Annotated in this window: 20 protein-coding genes; 1 reads left to right on the forward strand and 19 read right to left on the reverse strand. The window is 38.0% G+C overall.

Going from position 1 to position 20,733, the window contains the following annotated elements; all coding sequences use genetic code 11:
* Positions 1-39: 39 nt before the first annotated feature.
* The 17 genes from rpsQ to rpsL form a co-directional block, all read right to left on the reverse strand.
* Entirely contained in the window at positions 40-306 is a 267-nt protein-coding gene (rpsQ, locus tag BP18_RS10425; RefSeq protein WP_007725691.1) for a 30S ribosomal protein S17, read from the reverse strand.
* Positions 307-333: 27 nt separating this feature from the next.
* Positions 334-528 (reverse strand): 50S ribosomal protein L29, encoded by a 195-nt coding sequence (rpmC, locus tag BP18_RS10430; protein WP_007725690.1) that lies wholly within the window; start codon positions 526-528, stop codon positions 334-336.
* The gene (gene rplP / locus BP18_RS10435; RefSeq protein ID WP_007725689.1) at positions 518-952 is read right to left on the reverse strand and encodes a 50S ribosomal protein L16; all 435 of its coding nucleotides are present in this window, start codon (positions 950-952) and stop codon (positions 518-520) included. The genes rpmC and rplP overlap by 11 nt, the downstream gene beginning before the upstream one ends.
* A gap of 2 nt (positions 953-954) precedes the next feature.
* Positions 955-1,611: a 30S ribosomal protein S3 gene (gene rpsC / locus BP18_RS10440; RefSeq protein WP_007725681.1), complete on the reverse strand. Its 657-nt coding sequence runs from the start codon at positions 1,609-1,611 to the stop codon at positions 955-957.
* A gap of 3 nt (positions 1,612-1,614) precedes the next feature.
* Positions 1,615-1,971: a 50S ribosomal protein L22 gene (gene rplV / locus BP18_RS10445; protein WP_007725679.1), complete on the reverse strand. Its 357-nt coding sequence runs from the start codon at positions 1,969-1,971 to the stop codon at positions 1,615-1,617.
* Between the two features lie 23 nt (positions 1,972-1,994).
* Entirely contained in the window at positions 1,995-2,273 is a 279-nt protein-coding gene (gene rpsS, locus BP18_RS10450; protein WP_007725675.1) for a 30S ribosomal protein S19, read from the reverse strand.
* A gap of 53 nt (positions 2,274-2,326) precedes the next feature.
* Positions 2,327-3,160 (reverse strand): 50S ribosomal protein L2, encoded by an 834-nt coding sequence (gene rplB / locus BP18_RS10455; RefSeq protein ID WP_007725674.1) that lies wholly within the window; start codon positions 3,158-3,160, stop codon positions 2,327-2,329.
* 36 nt (positions 3,161-3,196) lie between these two features.
* Positions 3,197-3,481 (reverse strand): 50S ribosomal protein L23, encoded by a 285-nt coding sequence (gene rplW / locus BP18_RS10460; protein ID WP_007725672.1) that lies wholly within the window; start codon positions 3,479-3,481, stop codon positions 3,197-3,199.
* Complete coding sequence (gene rplD, locus BP18_RS10465) at positions 3,481-4,104, reverse strand: 50S ribosomal protein L4 (protein WP_007725670.1); 624 nt, start codon at positions 4,102-4,104, stop codon at positions 3,481-3,483. The genes rplW and rplD overlap by 1 nt, the downstream gene beginning before the upstream one ends.
* Before the next feature lie 25 nt (positions 4,105-4,129).
* Complete coding sequence (rplC, locus tag BP18_RS10470; protein ID WP_007725669.1) at positions 4,130-4,762, reverse strand: 50S ribosomal protein L3; 633 nt, start codon at positions 4,760-4,762, stop codon at positions 4,130-4,132.
* 33 nt (positions 4,763-4,795) lie between these two features.
* Complete coding sequence (gene rpsJ, locus BP18_RS10475; protein WP_007725668.1) at positions 4,796-5,104, reverse strand: 30S ribosomal protein S10; 309 nt, start codon at positions 5,102-5,104, stop codon at positions 4,796-4,798.
* A gap of 425 nt (positions 5,105-5,529) precedes the next feature.
* Positions 5,530-6,552: a branched-chain amino acid aminotransferase gene (locus BP18_RS10480; protein ID WP_029276476.1), complete on the reverse strand. Its 1,023-nt coding sequence runs from the start codon at positions 6,550-6,552 to the stop codon at positions 5,530-5,532.
* A gap of 168 nt (positions 6,553-6,720) precedes the next feature.
* The gene (locus BP18_RS10485; RefSeq protein WP_029276478.1) at positions 6,721-7,245 is read right to left on the reverse strand and encodes a kinase; all 525 of its coding nucleotides are present in this window, start codon (positions 7,243-7,245) and stop codon (positions 6,721-6,723) included.
* Between the two features lie 180 nt (positions 7,246-7,425).
* A complete protein-coding gene (tuf, locus tag BP18_RS10490) occupies positions 7,426-8,616 on the reverse strand; it encodes an elongation factor Tu (RefSeq protein WP_029276480.1) in 1,191 nt (396 codons plus the stop codon).
* Between the two features lie 138 nt (positions 8,617-8,754).
* Positions 8,755-10,842, reverse strand: a complete 2,088-nt coding sequence (fusA, locus tag BP18_RS10495) for an elongation factor G (protein ID WP_029276482.1) — start codon at positions 10,840-10,842, stop codon at positions 8,755-8,757.
* 105 nt (positions 10,843-10,947) lie between these two features.
* On the reverse strand, positions 10,948-11,418 hold the full coding sequence (gene rpsG / locus BP18_RS10500) for a 30S ribosomal protein S7 (protein WP_013712039.1): 471 nt from the start codon (positions 11,416-11,418) through the stop codon (positions 10,948-10,950).
* A gap of 68 nt (positions 11,419-11,486) precedes the next feature.
* Complete coding sequence (rpsL, locus tag BP18_RS10505) at positions 11,487-11,897, reverse strand: 30S ribosomal protein S12 (protein ID WP_013712040.1); 411 nt, start codon at positions 11,895-11,897, stop codon at positions 11,487-11,489.
* A gap of 342 nt (positions 11,898-12,239) precedes the next feature.
* Here rpsL and BP18_RS10510 point away from each other — a divergent pair, with 342 nt between their 5' ends.
* Positions 12,240-12,992, forward strand: coding sequence for a prepilin peptidase (locus BP18_RS10510; RefSeq protein WP_029276486.1), 753 nt, complete (start codon positions 12,240-12,242; stop codon positions 12,990-12,992).
* A gap of 286 nt (positions 12,993-13,278) precedes the next feature.
* Here the strand turns inward: BP18_RS10510 and rpoC are convergent, their stop codons facing one another.
* Both rpoC and rpoB read right to left on the reverse strand, forming a co-directional pair.
* A complete protein-coding gene (gene rpoC / locus BP18_RS10515) occupies positions 13,279-16,899 on the reverse strand; it encodes a DNA-directed RNA polymerase subunit beta' (RefSeq protein ID WP_007725716.1) in 3,621 nt (1,206 codons plus the stop codon).
* A 149-nt stretch (positions 16,900-17,048) separates the two neighbouring features.
* A complete protein-coding gene (rpoB, locus tag BP18_RS10520; RefSeq protein WP_007725718.1) occupies positions 17,049-20,615 on the reverse strand; it encodes a DNA-directed RNA polymerase subunit beta in 3,567 nt (1,188 codons plus the stop codon).
* Between the last annotated feature and the right edge of the window lie 118 nt (positions 20,616-20,733).

Below are 20,733 nucleotides of genomic sequence, written 5' to 3' on the forward strand. Positions count from 1 at the left end.
TCCTTCCAGATTTGGAAACTAAGTTATTTGTTGTTCATCTTAAACGGTAACAGATTCTTCAACAACTTCTACTAAACGGAAATGTTTTGTAGATGATAATGGGCGAGTTTCCATAATTTTTACGATATCGCCAATTTTGGCAACATTGTTTTCATCATGTGCTTTATATTTTTTAGAGTATTTAATACGTTTACCGTAACGGCTATGTTTCTTTTGCGTTTCGATTACGACAACAATCGTTTTATCCATTTTGTCTGAAACAACACGGCCTTGGTAGACTTTACGTTGATTACGTTCTTCACTCATCGTTTGGTGACCTCCTTTGACAATCAACTATTTTTGTAATTCAGCTTGACGTAACGCAGTTTTAATGCGTGCAATCGATTTGCGAACTTCACTTAAGCGAGCAGTATTTTCTAGTTGGCCAGTAGCTAACTGGAATCTTAGATTGAATAACTCTTCTTTAAATGTTTTTTCTTTTTCAACCATTTCAGCAGTGGTTAACCCTTTAAGTTCATTAGCTTTCATTCGATTCACCACCAATTTCTTTACGTTTTACAATCTTAGTTTTAACAGGTAATTTGTGAGAAGCTAGGCGAAGTGCTTCACGAGCAACCTCTTCTGAAACTCCATCAACTTCAAACATGATTTTACCACGTTTAACAGGTGCAACCCAACCTTCAGGTGCTCCTTTACCAGAACCCATACGAACTCCAATTGCTTTAGACGTATATGATTTATGAGGGAAGATTTTAATCCATACTTTCCCACCACGTTTCATGTAACGTGTCATTGCAATACGAGCTGCTTCAATCTGACGGTTTGTGATCCATTTTGACTCTACGGCTTGTAAACCCCATTCACCAAAAGTTACTTCTTTCCCACCTTTAGCTTCACCGCGCATTTTACCTCTAAATTCACGACGGAATTTTACACGTTTAGGTACTAACATGATTATTTCCCTCCTTTCTCAATGTTCTTTTTTGTAGGAAGAACTTCTCCACGGTAGATCCAAACTTTGATGCCTAGTTTACCGTAAGTTGTAGCTGCTTCTTCCCATGCGTAGTCGATATCGGCACGCAATGTGTGAAGTGGAACAGTTCCTTCTGAATGTGTTTCGCTACGAGCGATATCTGCACCGTTTAAACGACCAGAAACCATTGTTTTAATACCTTTAGCTCCAGCACGCATTGTGCGTTGGATAGCTTGTTTTTGAGCACGACGGAAAGCAACACGGCTTTCAAGTTGGCGAGCAATTCCTTCACCGACTAATTTAGCGTCTAAGTCAGGGCGTTTGATTTCAACGATGTTGATGTGAACTCGTTTGCCTGTTAAATCGTTTAATTTTTTACGTAATGCGTCAACTTCAGAACCACCTTTACCAATAACCATTCCTGGTTTAGCAGTATGAACTGAAACGTTAACACGATTAGCAGCACGTTCGATTTCTACTTTAGAAACTGAAGCGTCGCTTAATTTTTTTGCAATGTATTCGCGGATAGCGATATCTTCGTGTAAATAGTTTGCGAAATCTTTTTCTGCATACCATTTAGAATCCCAATCGCGGATGATACCTACACGTAAGCCTGTTGGATTAATTTTTTGACCCACAGATTATCCCTCCTTCTTTTCAGATACCACTACTGTAATGTGGCTTGTGCGTTTCAAGATTGGTGCAGCTGATCCTTTTGCACGTGGACGGAAACGTTTCATCGTTGGTCCTTCGTTAACATAAGCTTCGCTTACTACCAAGTTTTCTACGTCTAAATCGTAGTTATGTTCTGCGTTAGCAATAGCTGACATCAAAACTTTTTCGATTGCTGGTGAAGCACCACGTGGAGTGAATTTCAAAATTGAAATTGCTTCTCCAATGCTTTTCCCTCTAATAAGATCGACAACTAAACGAACTTTACGAGCTGCAATACGAACAGTTTTGGCAGTTGCTTTCGCTTCTGTAATTTGTTCTGGCATATCGAGTTATCCTCCTCTCAAAATTAACGTTTAGTTTTTTTATCATCCGCAGTATGACCGCGGTATGTTCTTGTTGGTGCAAATTCACCTAATTTGTGTCCGACCATGTCTTCTTGAATATAAACTGGTACATGTTTGCGTCCATCATAGACAGCGATTGTGTAACCAATGAAACTTGGGAAAATTGTTGAACGACGTGACCAAGTTTTAACGACAGTTTTCTTTTCGCTTTCAGCCAGTACATTCATTTTTTTCATTAAGTGTTCATCGACAAATGGTCCTTTTTTAAGACTACGACCCATGGGTGAACCTCCTTCCATTCCTTAGGAAAGTTGGAAAATCAACTAACCTGAATTTATTTTGTTTTACGACGACGTGTGATAAATTTATTAGATTGAGCTTTTTTATTACGTGTTTTCAATCCAAGAGCAGGTTTACCCCATGGAGTCATTGGACCAGCGTGTCCGATTGGAGCTTTACCTTCACCACCACCGTGTGGGTGATCGTTCGGGTTCATTACAGATCCACGAACAGTTGGGCGTTTGCCTAACCAACGAGAACGTCCGGCTTTACCAATGTTAATCAATTCATGTTGTTCATTACCAACTGAACCGATTGTTGCACGACAAGTTCCTAAAATCAAACGAACTTCACCTGAGTTTAAGCGGATCATTACGTATTTGCCTTCTTTACCTAACACTTGCGCGCTAGTTCCAGCTGAACGAACTAATTGTCCACCTTTACCAGGTTTCATTTCGATGTTATGGATTACAGTACCAGCAGGAATGTTTTGTAATAGAAGAGCATTACCTGTTTTAATATCTACTGTTTCTCCTGAAACGATTTGTTGTCCTACTTGAATTCCTTTAGGTGCAATGATGTATGTTTTAACACCATCAGTGTATTGTACTAATGCAATATTTGCAGTACGATTTGGATCATATTCAATCGTTTTAATGATCCCAACGATACCGTCTTTATTACGTTTAAAGTCGATTACACGGTAATTACGTTTATGTCCGCCACCACGGTGACGTACCATGATTTTACCAGCATTATTACGACCGGCTTTTCTTCTGTTTGGTTCTAACAATGTCTTTTCAGGCGTTGTTGAAGTGATTTCTGCGAAATCAGAACCAGTCATATTACGACGGCCGTTTGTGGTAGGTTTGTACTTTTTAATTCCCACGTGTTTTCCCTCCCGGTGTTTATTTTACAGCTTTAATTAAGCTTCAAATAATTCAATTTCTTTTGATTCAGTTGTTAAAGTTACGATTGCTTTACGACGTTTTTTAGTGTATCCAGTATGTTTACCCATACGTTTTAATTTTCCACGTACGTTCATGATGTTTACGTTTGAAACTTTTACGTCAAAAATTTCTTCAATCGCTTGTTTTACTTGAGTTTTGTTTGCGCGAACATCCACTTCGAAAGTGTATTTTTTGTTATCTTGAGCAGCCATTGCTGCTTCAGTGATAATTGGGCGCAAGATTACGTCACGTACATCCATTATTGAAGAACCTCCTCTAGCTTAGTTAGAGCAGTTTGTGTCAAAATCAATTTTTCATGCGCTACAACATCTAACACAGTAACGTTATCAAAAGCTACAACTTTAACTCCTGGAAGGTTACGAGCAGATAATGTTGCGAAATCATTGTCGTTTTCTACTACAATAAATGCTTTAGAATCAACGTTTAGATTTTTTAACACTTGTGCAAATTCTTTAGTTTTTGGTGCGTCAAAGTTCAATGCGTCAACAACGATTAAATCTCCACTTATTACTTTAGTAGAAAGAACAGATTTAATTGCTAAGCGACGAACTTTTTTTGGAAGTTTGTAGCTGTATGAACGTGGAGTTGGTCCGAAGACGATTCCACCACCGCGCCATTGTGGAGATCTGATTGACCCTTGACGAGCACGACCAGTTCCTTTTTGAGCCCACGGTTTACGTCCACCACCGCGTACTGCACTGCGGTTTTTTACTGAGTGATTTCCTTGTCTTAATGAAGCACGTTGCATGATGATTGCATCAAAAACAACATTTTCGTTTGGTTCAATACCGAAAATAGCGTCGTTTAAAGTAACTTCACCATTTTGAGTACCATCTTGTTTGTATAAGGCTACGTTTGGCATTCCTTTGTTCCTCCTCTCTTAATTTTTACTTAGCTTTTTGAAAAGCTGATTTAATTTGGATTAAGGATTTTTTAGACCCAGGTACATTCCCTTTAATAAGAAGTACATTTTTTTCAACGTCAACGCTAACGATTTCAAGGTTTTTGATCGTTACGCGATTTCCGCCCATACGACCTGGTAGTAATGTGCGTTTGAACACGCGGTTAGGATCTACAGGACCCATTGACCCTGGACGACGGTGGTGACGGGATCCGTGGGACATTGGTCCACGACTATGTCCGTGGCGTTTGATAACACCTTGGAATCCTTTACCTTTGGTAGTCCCCGTTACATTAACGATGTCTCCAACTGCGAAAGTATCAACTTTCACTTCTTGTCCTACTTCATATTCTCCAAGCACAACATCGTTAAATTCACGAATGAAGCGCTTAGGAGTAGCATTTGCTTTTGCTACATGACCCATTGCAGGTTTATTTGACAATACTTCACGTTTTTCTTGGTAACCCAATTGAACTGCTTCGTAACCATCCGTTTCCATTGTTTTAACTTGTAAAACAACGTTTGGAGTTGCTTCGATTACAGTTACTGGTATTAATTCACCTGATTCAGTAAAGACTTGCGTCATACCTACTTTTTTTCCTAAGATTCCTTTGGTCATGAGTACACCTCCATTATATTTTTTTTAATAAAATTAAAGCTTGATTTCGATATCTACGCCAGATGGTAGATCTAGTTTTGTTAAAGCATCAACAGTTTTTGCTGTTGGGTTAACGATATCAATCACACGTTTGTGTGTAAGCATTTCAAATTGTTCGCGAGAATCTTTATATTTGTGAGTCGCACGGATCACTGTATAAAGAGTTCTTTCTGTTGGCAATGGAATTGGACCAGATACACTAGCACCAGTTCTTTTTGCTGTTTCTACAATTTTTTCCGCTGATTGATCTAAGATACGATGTTCATATGCTTTTAAGCGGATACGAATCTTTTGTTTTGCCATTATTTTCCCTCCTTCGCCTATTCTTATAAATTAGACATTGCTCCACGAAAATTTCCGTCACACTCGCCGTGGCAAAGCGGCCGGGTGTGTCGCAACCTCTCGTTTCATAGCCATTTGGGTTTCTATCGAATACCCAGTACGATTCCACGTGTGAAATCAGCACCTTTTATATTATACAAAAAATAACTCTTTTAATCAAGCATTTTTCGTTTAAATATTAAATTAATTTATTCTTACTTATAAACTATTTTTTTAGTTTTTGATTTGCTTTTTTTATTCTCAAATAATTGTTTAAAAAAATAAACTAAGTTAGGAATACATCAACGTTTCCCATCTTAGCTTATTTCTTTTTATTTGTCTATTTATTTGTTTTATTTTTTTCTTCTTCTATATATATATATATTTATACTCTCTATCGAATCCTACTAAACTTTTACAATCCAGCCGTCCGGTGCTTCTACATCACCATACTGGATTCCTGTCAGTTCTTCATATAATTTTTTAGTGACCGGTCCTGTTTCTGTTTCACTATAAAAGACATGAAAATCATCTTTGTATTGAATTCCTCCAATTGGTGAAATCACGGCAGCCGTTCCACAAGCTCCGGCTTCTTCAAATCTTTCTAATTGGTCAATAAAGACGTCGCCTTCTACCACTTCAAGTCCTAGACGTTCTTTTGCAAGATAAAGCAAAGAATATTTTGTGATACTTGGTAGAATAGAAGGAGAAACTGGTGTCACAAATTTATTGTCTTTCGTGATGCCAAAGAAATTCGCTGAACCTACTTCTTCTATCTTAGTATGGGTTATTGGATCTAAATAAATCGCATCGCTAAAATTGCGTTTATGCGCTTCTACTCCCGGAAGTAAACTCCCCCCATAATTCCCTCCTACTTTAGCTGCACCTGTTCCATTACCAGCAGCTCTATCATAATCTGAGACGACAAAGTTCGTTGGGGTCAGTCCACCCTTAAAGTAAGCTCCTACAGGCATGCAAAAAATAGAGAACAAATACTCTTCAGCCGGTTTTACACCAATATTATCTCCAACACCAATCATATATGGGCGAAGATACAAAGATCCTCCTGTTCCATAAGGCGGAATATATTGTTCATTCGCTTTTACTACTTTTTTAACAGCTTCAATAAATTCTTCTGTTGGTACTACTGGCATCATTAAACGTCTACAGCTACGTTGCATCCGTTCAGCATTTTGTTCTGGTCTAAAAAGATTGATTGATCCATCTTTTGTTCGGTAAGCTTTCATCCCTTCAAAAACAGTTTGGCCATAGTGTAAGGCTGTCGACCCTTCACTGATATGAACTTTATTATCTTCTGATAAAGTTCCAGCATCCCATTGTCCGTCTTTCCAGTAAGAAATATACCGGTAGTCCGTTTTAATGTAACTAAAGCCTAAATTTTCCCAGTCAATGTCTACTGCTTTTACCATAATTACCACTCCTTATCACTAATGCTATTTAGTGTAACACAACAATGATAAATTTATGAGAGTTTCCTTACTTTTATGTAAAAATTTCTTTTTCATTCTTTTGGATTACCTTGGTTAATATTATCTGAGCTTTTTAACTAGCACAAAACACAATTTCCTAGTACATACTTACCCATTAAGGCTAAACGTAGTTTCTTTATACCCTATATCATTTAATATCTCTTGCACAACTTCTTCTTGCGTTGAGTCTTTCCTAATAGTTTTTTCGTTTGGAACCCCTAAATAATCTTTATCATTCCACCAACTGCGCATCTCAGTTTCTCCAAACTCATTTACTTTCCCTCTTTTTTTATGTCTTTCAAGGGTTTCTTCAAAAGGTATGTCAAAGTAATAAATATAAGTATCTGATTCAAAGACCTTGATTAGCTTTAGTAACATCTCTTTATATCTTTTAGTACTCAAAATACCTTCTACTATTACAAATGGGCATTTTCCTAAACCGTACTCAGCAATTTGCTTAATCAATTCTATAGATAAATTTCCTTCTCGATCATTAACTTTGAGCATATCCCGTCTAACCATATCTTGAGAAACAACTAAAGTCGCCTTTCCCAAGATTTCTTGCAGTCTTAAAGCAGTTGTTGTTTTGCCACTTCCAGAGTTGCCACGCAAAATAATTAGTTTTGAATTCATCTTTACAACCCCTTGTTCATTTTTAAGTGCTCTGCTCTTCGCACCTAGTATACTATACAAATAAAGCAACATTTAATAAAAAAATAAAAAAGCCTTGTCGCAATGACAAGGCTTTTTTCTCGGATGGGCACGCTCTATTCCAGATAGAGTCAATTTTTAAATTTTATTTTTAAGAGTTGATTAAGCTTCGATTGAAGCTACAACGCCAGCTCCAACAGTACGTCCACCTTCACGGATAGTGAATTTAGTACCTGGGTCGATAGCGATAGGTGCGATCAATTCAACGTTAATTGTAACGTTGTCTCCTGGCATAACCATTTCAGTACCTTCTGGTAACTCAACAACACCAGTTACGTCAGTAGTACGGAAGTAAAATTGTGGGCGGTAGTTAGCGAAGAATGGAGTGTGACGTCCACCTTCTTCTTTAGATAAGATATAAACTTCACCTGAGAATTTTGTATGTGGAGTAATTGAACCTGGTTTAGCTAAAACTTGTCCACGTTGGATGTCTTCACGAGCAACCCCACGTAATAATGCACCAATGTTGTCCCCTGCTTGAGCAAAGTCTAACAATTTACGGAACATTTCAACACCAGTAACTGTTGATTTAGTAGTAGCTTCGTGAATTCCGATGATTTCTACTTCTTCACCGACTTTGATTTGTCCAGTTTCTACACGTCCTGTAGCAACTGTTCCACGTCCAGTAATTGAGAATACATCCTCAACTGGCATCATGAATGGTTTGTCAGTATCACGTTCTGGAGTTGGGATGTAAGAATCTACAGCATCCATCAATTCCATGATTTTATCTTCGAATTCTTCAACGCCTTCAAGAGCTTTAAGAGCTGAACCAGAGATAACTGGAGTGTCATCGCCTGGGAAGTCATATTCTGACAATAAGTCACGAACTTCCATTTCAACTAATTCTAATAATTCTTCATCATCAACTTGGTCAACTTTGTTTAAGAAAACAACGATGTATGGAACACCAACTTGGCGAGACAATAGAATGTGTTCACGAGTTTGTGGCATTGGACCATCAGCAGCAGATACTACTAAGATAGCTCCATCCATTTGTGCAGCACCAGTGATCATGTTTTTAACGTAATCGGCATGGCCTGGGCAATCTACGTGAGCGTAGTGACGAGTTGCAGTTTCGTATTCAACGTGAGAAGTGTTGATCGTGATTCCACGTTCGCGTTCTTCAGGAGCTCCATCGATTGAAGCGTAGTCCGTTGCAGTACTCTTGAAACCTCTTTTAGCTAATACAGTTGTGATTGCAGCAGTTAATGTTGTTTTACCATGGTCAACGTGTCCAATAGTACCAATGTTAACGTGCGTTTTTGAGCGATCGTATTTTTCTTTTGCCATTTTAGTAATTTCCTCCTCATAATGAGTTCTTTTTTTATTGATAAGAATAGAGCGTTTTGCTCCACCCTCATCATTTGTAAAAATTATAACGATTATTCTTTAGAAAATCAATACTTAAGGTTGGAGAACTAATTAAGATTAACTAGCTGTTCCACCATTTTTCTTGATGATTTCTTCAGAGATAGATTTTGGTACATCTTCATAATGATCAAATGTCATTGAGAAAGTACCGCGACCTTGTGTTGCTGAACGTAATGCAGTTGCATAACCGAACATTTCAGCTAATGGAATCATACCTTTAACGATAGTAGTATTTCCACGAGCTTCAGAACCTTCGATACGTCCACGACGAGCAGAGATGTGTCCCATTACGTCTCCTAAATAATCTTCAGGAATTGTAATTTCAACACCCATCATAGGCTCTAAAATAACTGGATTTGCTTTTTTAGCAGCATTTTTCAATGCCATTGAAGCAGCAACTTTAAAGGCAGTTTCATTTGAATCGACATCATGGTATGAACCATCATAAAGTTTTGCTTTAATATCAACTAATGGATATCCAGCAAGAACTCCGTTGTCTAATGAAGCTTCTAAACCAGCTTTTACTGCTGGGATATATTCACGAGGAACAGTACCACCAACGATTGCATCTTCAAAGTCAAAACCTTTTCCTTCTTCATTAGGAGAGAATTCGATCCATACGTGACCGTATTGACCTTTACCACCTGATTGACGAACGAATTTACCTTCAGCTTGAGTAGAACCACGGAATGTTTCACGATAAGAAACTTGTGGAGCACCAACACTAGCTTCAACATTGAATTCACGTCTCATACGGTCAACAATGATGTCCAAGTGTAACTCACCCATACCAGCGATAATTGTTTCGCCAGTTTCGTGGTCAGTTTCAGCACGGAAAGTTGGATCTTCTTCAGCAAGTTTTTGTAACGCAACACCCATTTTATCTTGGTCAGCTTTTGATTTTGGTTCAATAGCTACTTGGATAACTGGTTCTGGGAAGTCCATTGATTCTAAGATTACTTGATCTTTTTCATCACATAAAGTGTCCCCAGTAGTCGTATTTTTCAATCCGACAGCTGCAGCAATATCTCCAGCAAATACTTCAGGAATTTCGCTACGAGAGTTCGCATGCATTTGTAAGATACGTCCTACACGTTCACGTTTTCCTTTAGTTGAGTTTTGTACATAAGATCCTGCTTGTAACGTACCAGAATAAACACGGAAGAAAGTTAAACGACCTACGTACGGGTCAGTCATAACCTTAAATGCCAATGCTGAGAATGGTTCGCTGTCATCAGAGTGACGTTCTACAGTTTCTTCAGAATCTGGTAAGATCCCTTGGATTGCAGGTACATCAAGTGGTGACGGTAGGTAGTCAACGACTGCATCAAGCATCATTTGAACACCTTTGTTTTTGAATGCTGAACCACATAAAACTGGGTAGAATTCAACGTTAACTGTTGCAGTACGGATAGCTTTTTTCAATTCAGCTTCAGAGATTTCTTCACCTTCAAGATATTTCTCCATTAAAGCTTCATCTGTATCAGCTACTGCTTCAACTAATTTTGTACGCCATTCTTCTGCTAGTTCTACGTATTCTTCAGGAATTTCTTCCTCGCGGATATCTGTTCCTAAATCATTTGTATACATTTCAGCTTTCATCTTGATTAAGTCAATGATACCTGTGAAGTTATCTTCAGCACCAATTGGCAATTGAATCGGATGAGCGTTTGCTTGTAAGCGATCAATAATAGTACCCACAGAATACAAGAAATCTGCACCTGTTTTGTCCATTTTGTTTACAAATACAATACGAGGTACGCCGTAAGTTGTCGCTTGACGCCAAACCGTTTCAGTTTGAGGCTCAACACCTGATTGTGCATCAAGTAAAGCAACAGCACCATCTAGTACACGTAGAGAACGTTCAACTTCAACAGTGAAGTCAACGTGACCAGGAGTATCGATGATGTTTACGCGGTGATCATGCCAAGCAGCTGTTGTTGCAGCTGATGTAATTGTAATACCACGTTCTTGTTCTTGTTCCATCCAGTCCATTTGTGAAGCACCCTCATGGGTTTCACCGATTTTGTGGATTTTACCAGTATAATAAAGAACACGTTCAGTTGTTGTTGTTTTACCAGCATCAATATGAGCCATGATTCCGATATTACGGGTATTCTCTAGAGAAAATTCTCTTTTTGCCATCTTGCAATAACACCTCTCTTAAATTAATTTGAACTAAGAAACTTCAATTTTTCCTTTAAAGACTACGCTGCACAAATGGCAACGCAGTCTTTTCTAGAAAAAATCTTACCAGCGGTAATGAGCAAACGCTTTGTTAGCTTCAGCCATTTTATGAGTGTCTTCACGTTTTTTAACTGCTGCTCCAGTATTGTTAGCAGCATCCATGATTTCTTTAGCAAGACGTTGTTCCATAGTATCTTCTCCGCGTAAACGAGAGTAGCTTACTAACCAACGAAGAGCAAGAGCCGTACGACGTTCTGGACGAACTTCGATCGGAACTTGGTAGTTAGAACCCCCAACACGGCGAGCTTTAACTTCAAGAACAGGCATGATATTTTTCATTGCTTGTTCAAATACTTCAATAGGTTCATTGCCAGTTTGTTCTTTAATCATGTCAAATGCATTATAAAGAATTGTAGCAGCTTTCCCACGTTTTCCGTCAACCATGATACGGTTGATCAAACGAGTTACAAGTTTAGAATTATATAGTGGATCAGGTAAAACATCACGTTTAGTAATAGGACCTTTACGAGGCATCCAAATTCCTCCTTTCGATAATAATTATCTTTTTAGAATAGTTTTTGTTTTTTTAAGCACTAAGCTTATTATTTAGGGCGTTTAGTTCCGTATTTAGAACGGCTTTGTTTACGATCTGCAACACCAGCAGTATCTAAAGCTCCACGAACGATGTGGTAACGAACTCCTGGTAAATCTTTCACTCGTCCTCCACGTAAAAGAACCACACTATGTTCTTGCAAGTTGTGACCTTCACCTGGGATATAAGCAGTTACTTCAATTAAGTTAGACAAACGAACACGTGCATATTTACGTAACGCTGAGTTAGGTTTTTTAGGAGTCATAGTTCCCACACGAGTACAAACACCACGTTTTTGAGGTGAGTTTACTGTTGTTTGTTTTTTTCTTTTGCTGTTGTAACCTCTGTTTAAAGCCGGAGATTCAGACTTTTCAATTTTTGATTTACGAGGTTTACGTACTAATTGATTAATAGTAGGCATCGATTGTTTCCTCCTTCCCTATGTTATTATTCTAGTCCACACATCCAGGCGGTTCTTTTTTCAGCAAAAAAATAAGTGCTGCAAAATTGCAACCAACCGTTCCGTATAGTTTAAGGCCAATGTACCAGTCAGCACGACTGATAGACAGGAATCTGCGTACAAAAGCACCTTTTGAATCATAACATGGTCTAATAATATTGTCAACAAGTTGAGTTGAAAATGCTAAAAGTTTTTTTATCTTTTTTGCACTTTCATTAGTATACTCCTACTCTCTATTTTTTTAAAGCTTTCTTTACTAAATAACAGATATTTATTGTAACTTATTGAATCGAGGCGAAAAAAATGCAGACAAGTATCTTGTTTTTACTTATTTGGTTTACAGGGTGTTGTTTTGGTTCTTTTTTAATGGTAGTTGGTTTAAGAGTGCCTATTCATCAATCTATTGTCTTTCCACGTTCTCACTGTCCGAATTGTCAGCAAACATTGCAGGTTTTTGAGCTGATCCCTATTTTATCTTATGTTATTCAAAAAGGGCGGTGCCGAAATTGCAAACAGCCTATTTCCATTTTATATCCTTTAGCCGAAGCTTTCACTGGAGCTATCTTTTTAGCTACCTTTTTAACTTTCCTGTATTCACCAACAGAAGGCTTATTTGTTATCGGAATTATTTCCTTCAGTCTCATCTTTATCATTACGGATATTTGCTATCAACTCTTACCTGACCGTTTAATGCTTTTTTTCTTGTTGTGGGTTTTCTTAGGTCGTTTGGCAATCCATCCTCATCCTTTCAGCTCTTATCTTTTTAGCGGTTTTGGTTTTTTCTGTTTTTTTTACCTGCTTTATCAGTTCTCTTCTACTCCTATAGGTGGCGGTGACGTAAAATTATTCGGTATCATCGGATTATTACTTGGTTATAACTTAACTTTGATTGCTATTATGATTGCTTGCTTTTTAGCACTTTTAATTCATTTTCCATTAGTGGTCAGCAAAAAAATCCCCTATAAACATCCTATTCCATTTGCCCCCTTTATTTTTTTAGGAACATTTTCGACTTATTTTTTACAAGATTTTTTCACGACTTGGTTGTTAATGTAAAATTAAAAAATTCATCACTAAAAAAAGTATTCGCACACTGTATTGAGAGATTTATCGTATTTATATGGTGTGCAAATGCTTGTTAAGTACCATAGGGTTAATACATACACACTTGTATAGTCTTTAACTCGATTTTAAATACCCTATGACAATCCATTCATCCTTAACACGGTACTTCGCACCTCTTTAATTGAATTGTTCTAGTTCAAAAAACAACATTTTAATCATTTGCTAAAATGAACAAAAAAAAGAGCCCTCATATCAGATATGAGGAACTCTTTTCAAGTTATTTAGGTTCGATTTGGTCATTGATACTGTAAACATTTTCGCTTACAACGCCAACGCCTTTAGGTTTCATTTTACGGTATTTAGCCATTCCGGTACCAGCTGGAATAACTTTACCAATGATAACATTTTCTTTCAATCCTAATAACGGATCACGTTTTCCACGAATAGCAGCATCAGTTAAGACACGTGTTGTTTCTTGGAATGATGCAGCAGATAAGAAACTATTTGTTTCAAGGGAAGCTTTTGTAATTCCAAGCAATACAGGACGAGCCGTTGCAGGAATTCCGCCAGATACCAATGTGTCAAAGTTTTTATCTGTGTAATCATGAATGTCAATCAATGTACCTGGTAAAATATCTGTTTCACCTGGATCCATTACGCGTACTTTACGTAGCATTTGACGTACCATAACTTCGATATGTTTGTCGCCGATTTCTACCCCTTGCATACGGTATACTTTTTGAACTTCACGTAGCAAGTAGTTTTCAACAGCAAGCACATCACGAACACGTAATAATTCTTTAGGATCAATTGAACCTTGGTCTAATGCTTCACCACGGTGAATAATATCTCCTTCTTCAACTTTCAAACGTGCAGAGAAAGGTACTTGGTAAGAACGAGTATCCGTATCTCCCTTGATTGTAACTTCTTTCGTACGAGCTGCTGGATTTTCATCGATCGATACGACTTCCCCAGTAACTTCAGTAATGACAGCTTGACCTTTAGGGTGACGAGCTTCAAAAATTTCTTGGATACGAGGAAGCCCTTGAGTAATATCATCTCCGGCAACCCCACCTGTATGGAACGTACGCATTGTTAATTGAGTACCGGGTTCTCCGATTGATTGAGCGGCAATTGTTCCAACTGCTTCTCCAACTTCAACTTCAGAACCGGTTGCTAAGTTACGGCCATAACAATGTTTACATACACCGTGTTTAGTATTACATGTAAATACGGAACGAATCGTAATTTCTTCGATTCCTGCAGCTATTATCTCTCTTGCAATGTCTTCAGTAATAATTTGGTTTTCACCAATAATAACTGTTCCATCTTCAGGGTTAAAGACTGTTTTACGAGTGTAACGTCCTAATAGGCGTTCTTCAAGTGGTTCAATTACTTCGTTTCCTTCTTTGATTGCTTGAATCACTAATCCACGGTCAGAACCACAGTCTGTTTCACGAATGATAACATCTTGTGCAACGTCAACTAAACGACGAGTCAAGTAACCTGAGTCGGCTGTTTTCAAGGCTGTATCGGTCATCCCTTTACGAGCTCCATGGGTAGAGATAAACATTTCTAAGACAGATAATCCTTCACGGAAGTTAGAAGTAACCGGTAATTCCATGATTTGACCATTCGGTGCAGCCATCAATCCACGCATACCAGCAAGCTGAGTAAAGTTGGAAATATTCCCACGGGCACCAGAGTCACTCATCATGAAGATTGGGTTAAGGTCATTCAAACTTTCCATTAAGCGGATTTGAATGTGATCTTTTGTTTTGTTCCAGATATCAATAACACGTTCATAACGTTCTTCATCCGTAATTAAACCACGACGGAATTGTTTCGTTACTTTTTCAACTTGTTTATGAGCATTATCTAGAATTTCTTGTTTTTCTTCTAATACTACGATGTCGGAGATACCAACTGTAATACCAGCTTTTGTTGAATATTTGTATCCTAGATCTTTCATTCTGTCTAGCATTTTAGACGTTTCAGTTATTTTGAATCGTTTGAATACTTCAGCAATGATATTTCCAAGATTTTTCTTTTTGAATGGTTTGACTAATTCTTGAGCTTGAATGTGTTCAAGAACATTTATGCCACCTTCAACAAAATAGCTGTCTGGAGTTTGCACTTCTAAGTTACTTTGTGTTGGTTCATTCATATACGGGAATTCATTTGGCATGATATCGTTAAAGATCAATTTACCAACAGTAGTGATCATTAATTTATCTTTTTGCCATTCAGTAAATGGTTTGTTTGGAATATCAGTTGGTTTGATTGCAATTCTAGAATGCAAATGAACATATCCGCTTTGGTAAGCAAGCATTGCTTCATTCAAACTACTAAATTGCATTCCTTCGCCTTCGCGTCCTTCTTCTTCCATTGTTAGGTAATAGTTACCTAACACCATATCTTGAGATGGTGTTACTACTGGTTTACCATCTTTTGGATTTAAAATGTTTTGGGCAGCTAGCATCAACATACGAGCTTCAGCTTGTGCTTCGTCACTTAAAGGTACGTGGACAGCCATTTGGTCACCATCAAAATCGGCATTATACGCTTCACATACTAATGGGTGAAGACGGATAGCTTTACCTTCAACAAGAACGGGTTCAAATGCTTGAATTCCAAGTCTGTGTAAAGTAGGTGCGCGGTTCAATAGTACTGGATGTTCACGGATAACTTCTTCTAAGATTGGCCAGATAGCATCATCTTGACGGTCAATTTTACGTTTTGCATTTTTAATGTTACTTGCAATATCACGTGAAACTAACTCTTTCATTACAAAAGGTTTGAACAATTCAATTGCCATTTGTTTTGGTAAGCCACATTGGTACATTTTCAAGAAAGGTCCAACAACGATAACAGAACGTCCTGAATAATCGACACGTTTACCTAGCAAGTTTTGACGGAAACGTCCTTGTTTCCCTTTAAGCATATGTGACAATGATTTCAATGGACGGTTACCTGGTCCAGTAACTGGACGGCCACGACGACCATTATCGATCAATGCATCTACTGCTTCTTGCAACATACGTTTTTCATTTTGTACTATAATGTTTGGAGCGTTTAAATCTAATAAACGTTTCAAACGGTTGTTACGGTTGATTACACGACGGTACAAGTCATTTAAGTCACTTGTAGCGAAACGTCCACCTTCTAATTGAACCATTGGGCGAATTTCTGGTGGGATGATAGGAATAACATCCATTACCATCCATGAAGGGTGGTTTCCAGAATTACGGAATGCTTCTAAGATATCTAAGCGACGAATAGCACGTGTCCGTTTTTGACCTGTAGTTGTTTTTAAGATTTCTTTTAATTCTTCAACTTCTTGATCCAATTTAACATCGTTTAAGAGTTGTTTAACCGCTTCTGCTCCCATTTCAGCTTGAAATTCATTGCCGTATTGTTCACGTTTTTCACGGTATTCTCTTTCTGTTAATAATTGTTTCTTTTCTAATGAAGTGCTACCTGGTTCGATAACCACATAAGAGGCAAAGTAAATGATTTCTTCAAGAGCACGCGGACTCATGTCTAAGACAAGACCCATACGACTTGGAATACCTTTAAAGTACCAAATGTGAGAAACTGGTGCTGCTAATTCAATATGACCCATACGTTCACGACGAACTTTTGAGCGTGTAACTTCTACTCCACAACGGTCACAAACAATCCCTTTATAACGGATACGTTTGTATTTTCCACAAGCACATTCCCAGTCCTTTGAAGGTCCAAAAATACGTTCACAGAACAAGCCATCACGTTCTGGTTTTAAGGTACGGTAGTTAATGGTTTCTGGTTTTTTTACTTCACCATAAGACCAACTACGGATTTTATCTGGAGAAGCCAAACCAATCTGCATGCTTTCAAAATTATTAACGTCTATCAAGGGGCTAACCTCCCTTTATTTTTGTTGAGCTGCCCTACCTGCTCTATTGTTTTTTTTATAGATAGTGGTATCTATCTTTGTTTTAAAAGGAGTGCTCGAATAGTCACTTAAGTCATGTCAACTTATGAACCATTCGAGTTCTGCCCGTTTTAGTCTTCTTTTAATCTTTCTTGTTCAGCTGCTTCAGCGCGAATCTTTTCTTGCTCTTCAGCATATTTATTTAATGCATCTGGGTTCACGATATCGTCATCATCATCCATATCACGCAATTCAATTAATTCATCATTTTCATTTAGCACTTTCATGTCTAAACCTAATGATTGCAATTCTTTTACTAATACGCGGAATGATTCTGGAACACCTGGTTTTGGAATTTTTTCGCCTTTAACAATTGCTTCATATGTTTTCACACGACCAACAACATCATCGGATTTGTAAGTTAAGATTTCTTGTAGTGTATAAGCTGCCCCATACGCTTCAAGAGCCCAAACTTCCATTTCTCCAAAACGTTGTCCACCAAATTGAGCTTTACCACCCAATGGTTGTTGTGTAACTAATGAGTAAGGTCCAGTTGAACGTGCATGTAACTTATCATCAACCATGTGGGCTAATTTAATCATGTACATAACTCCAACAGAAATACGGTTATCGAAAGGTTCTCCTGTGCGTCCATCATATAATACAGTTTTCGCATCAGCAGCCATTCCAGCTTCTCTAACAGTGTCCCATACATCTTCATCTGACGCTCCATCAAATACTGGTGTTGCAATGTGGATACCTAACTGACGAGCAGCCATTCCAATGTGCAATTCTAATACTTGTCCAATATTCATACGTGATGGTACCCCTAATGGGTTCAACATGATGTCAACTGGAGTTCCGTCAGGCATAAATGGCATATCTTCTTCCGGCATGATCAAAGAGACAACCCCTTTATTACCATGACGTCCGGCCATTTTATCCCCTTCGTTAATTTTACGTTTTTGAACGATGTAAACACGAACAAGCATATTTACGCCTGGTGATAATTCATCGCCTGCTTCACGAGTAAAGATTTTAACATCATGAACTGTTCCGCCACCACCATGTGGTACACGAAGAGATGTATCTCTAACTTCACGAGCTTTTTCACCAAAGATAGCATGTAATAGACGCTCTTCAGCAGATAATTCAGTTACCCCTTTAGGAGTTACTTTACCAACTAATAAATCGCCATCTTTTACTTCAGCACCGATACGGATAATTCCCATTTCGTCTAAGTCTTTCAAAGCGTCGTCTCCAACGTTTGGAAGTTCACGAGTAATTTCTTCAGGCCCAAGTTTTGTATCACGTGCTTCTGATTCAAATTCTTCAATATGAATAGAAGTGTATACATCATCTTTAACTAAGCGTTCGCTCATGATGATAGCATCTTCATAGTTATAACCTTCCCATGTCATGAAGGCTACTAATGGGTTTTGACCTAAAGCCATTTCGCCATTTTCCATAGAAGAACCATCGGCTAAGATTTCACCTTTTTCAACGCGATCGCCTTTTTCTACGATTGGGCGTTGGTTGTAACAAGTACCTGAATTTGAACGACGGAATTTTGTTACCGCGTATTTGTTCAAAGCACCATTTTCTTGACGTACGCGGATTTCATTTGCATCTACGTATTCAACGATACCATCATTTTTACAAATCAATGCAGCTCCTGAATCTCGAGCAGCTACGTGTTCCATACCCGTTCCAACAAGTGGTCCTTGAGGGTGGATTAATGGAACAGCTTGACGTTGCATGTTTGCTCCCATAAGAGCACGGTTACTATCATCATTTTCTAAGAACGGAATACAAGCTGTTGCTACTGCGACTACTTGTTTAGGAGAAACGTCCATGTAGTCAACACGACTAATAGGAACCTCTAAGTTTTCTTCCACGTAACGAGCAAGTACAATATCATTTGTAAATGTGCCATCTTCATTTAATGGAGCATTTGCTTGTGCAACAACATAGTTATCTTCTTCGTCAGCTGTTAGGTAATCAATTTGATCCGTAACAACACCTGTTTCGCGGTCAACACGACGGTAAGGCGTTTCAATGAAACCAAATTTATTTACTTTAGCGTAACTTGATAGACTGTTGATTAGTCCAATGTTTGGACCTTCTGGTGTTTCAATCGGACACATACGGCCATAATGGGAATAATGCACATCACGAACTTCATATCCAGCACGGTCCCTAGTTAATCCACCGGGTCCTAATGCAGATAGACGACGTTTATGAGTCAACTCACCCAATGGGTTTGTTTGGTCCATGAACTGAGACAATTGAGATGAACCAAAGAATTCTTTGATTGATGCTACAACTGGACGAATATTGATCAATTGTTGCGGTGTAACTGTAGCCATATCTTGGATAGACATACGTTCACGAACCACACGTTCCATACGAGACAAACCAATACGGAATTGATTTTGCAACAATTCACCTACTGAACGAATACGACGGTTTCCTAAGTGGTCAATATCGTCTACATTGCCAATACCTTCTTGTAAGTTAAAGAAATAACTCATAGAAGCTAAAATATCAGCTGGTGTAGCATTTTTTGTTTCATCAGCAATTATTTTGTTTCCAATCATATTTACAACGCGTTCTGGGTCTTTTTGAGAAAAGACTTTTACAACTTGTAATTCTACAGGTTCTGGAACAACACTGTCTTCTGATGGATAATATGTCACACTGTTTAAACCAGCAGTCAAATACGGTGTTAACTTGTTCATTTGATCACGGTCTAAAAATGTACCTGCTTCAACAATGATTTCGCCTGTTTCAGGGTCAACTAATGTTTCAGCCAATGTTTGATTGAATAAACGTGTTGCTAAGTTTAATTTTTTATTTACTTTGTAACGACCAACATTTGCTAAGTCATAACGTTTTGGATCGAAAAAGCGAGCTGTTAATAAGCTTCTTGAACTATCCGCTGTTTTGGGCTCACCTGGACGAAGACGTTCATAAACATCTTTCAAGGCTTCTTCTGTACGAGAATCGCTAGCGTTTTTGTGCAAATCTTTTTCCATTGTTAAACGAAGACTTTCGTTGTCACCAAAGATTTCCAAAATTTGATCATCTGATCCAAATCCTAATGCACGAACCAATACAGTTAATGGTATTTTACGTGTACGGTCTATACGAACATAAGAAAGGTCTTTTGCATCAGTTTCAAATTCAAGCCATGCTCCACGGTTAGGGATAAGAGTTGAACCAAATCCTTCTTTACCGTTTTTATCTAATTTTCCATGGAAATAAACACCTGGAGAACGTACTAATTGAGAAACGATTACTCGTTCTGCTCCGTTAATAACGAATGTCCCCATTTCTGTCATTAATGGGAAATCGCCAAAGAAAACTTCTTGTTCTTTAACTTCTCCACTTTCTTTGTTAATTAAACGTAATTTAACATAGATTGGAGCTGAATAGTTTGCGTCATGTGAGCGAGCTTCTTCAACGGTATATTTAGGTTCTTGTAACTGGTAATCCGTAAATTCTAATGAAAGATTTCCAGCAAAATCATCGATTGGAGAAATGTCTTTAAACATTTCGCGTAATCCTTCATCTAAGAACCATTGGTAAGAATCAGTTTGAATTTCAATTAAATTTGGAAGTTCTAAAACCTCATGGATACGTGAAAAACTTCTACGTGTACGGTGCTTACCGTAATTTACTAAATGGCCTGCCAACCTGTTCACCCCTCAAACTGTTTTTAGTGTGGTCGTTCTAAGCAAATTAATATATTTCATTTACGTTACTTTTATTAAAAACAAGTAACAATCTATATATCCGTCTATTTTTTGGCAA

The organism is Carnobacterium jeotgali MS3 (assembly GCF_000745125.1).
GTDB lineage: Bacteria > Bacillota > Bacilli > Lactobacillales > Carnobacteriaceae > Carnobacterium_B > Carnobacterium_B jeotgali.

What these genes read in the sequence shown, in the direction of transcription:
- rpsG (WP_013712039.1), bottom strand. Translation starts at nt 11,418, where the DNA reads ATGCCTCGTAAAGGTCCTATTACTAAACGTGATGTTTTACCTGATCCA.
- tuf (WP_029276480.1), bottom strand. Translation starts at nt 8,616, where the DNA reads ATGGCAAAAGAAAAATACGATCGCTCAAAAACGCACGTTAACATTGGT.
- rplC (WP_007725669.1), bottom strand. Translation starts at nt 4,762, where the DNA reads ATGACCAAAGGAATCTTAGGAAAAAAAGTAGGTATGACGCAAGTCTTT.
- rpsJ (WP_007725668.1), bottom strand. Translation starts at nt 5,104, where the DNA reads ATGGCAAAACAAAAGATTCGTATCCGCTTAAAAGCATATGAACATCGT.
- rplD (WP_007725670.1), bottom strand. Translation starts at nt 4,104, where the DNA reads ATGCCAAACGTAGCCTTATACAAACAAGATGGTACTCAAAATGGTGAA.
- rplW (WP_007725672.1), bottom strand. Translation starts at nt 3,481, where the DNA reads ATGGATGTACGTGACGTAATCTTGCGCCCAATTATCACTGAAGCAGCA.
- BP18_RS10510 (WP_029276486.1), top strand. Translation starts at nt 12,240, where the DNA reads ATGCAGACAAGTATCTTGTTTTTACTTATTTGGTTTACAGGGTGTTGT.
- BP18_RS10480 (WP_029276476.1), bottom strand. Translation starts at nt 6,552, where the DNA reads ATGGTAAAAGCAGTAGACATTGACTGGGAAAATTTAGGCTTTAGTTAC.
- rpsQ (WP_007725691.1), bottom strand. Translation starts at nt 306, where the DNA reads ATGAGTGAAGAACGTAATCAACGTAAAGTCTACCAAGGCCGTGTTGTT.
- rplV (WP_007725679.1), bottom strand. Translation starts at nt 1,971, where the DNA reads ATGCCAGAACAAATTACAGAAGCGAAAGCAACTGCCAAAACTGTTCGT.
- BP18_RS10485 (WP_029276478.1), bottom strand. Translation starts at nt 7,245, where the DNA reads ATGAATTCAAAACTAATTATTTTGCGTGGCAACTCTGGAAGTGGCAAA.
- rplP (WP_007725689.1), bottom strand. Translation starts at nt 952, where the DNA reads ATGTTAGTACCTAAACGTGTAAAATTCCGTCGTGAATTTAGAGGTAAA.
- rpsS (WP_007725675.1), bottom strand. Translation starts at nt 2,273, where the DNA reads ATGGGTCGTAGTCTTAAAAAAGGACCATTTGTCGATGAACACTTAATG.
- fusA (WP_029276482.1), bottom strand. Translation starts at nt 10,842, where the DNA reads ATGGCAAAAAGAGAATTTTCTCTAGAGAATACCCGTAATATCGGAATC.
- rpmC (WP_007725690.1), bottom strand. Translation starts at nt 528, where the DNA reads ATGAAAGCTAATGAACTTAAAGGGTTAACCACTGCTGAAATGGTTGAA.
- rpsL (WP_013712040.1), bottom strand. Translation starts at nt 11,897, where the DNA reads ATGCCTACTATTAATCAATTAGTACGTAAACCTCGTAAATCAAAAATT.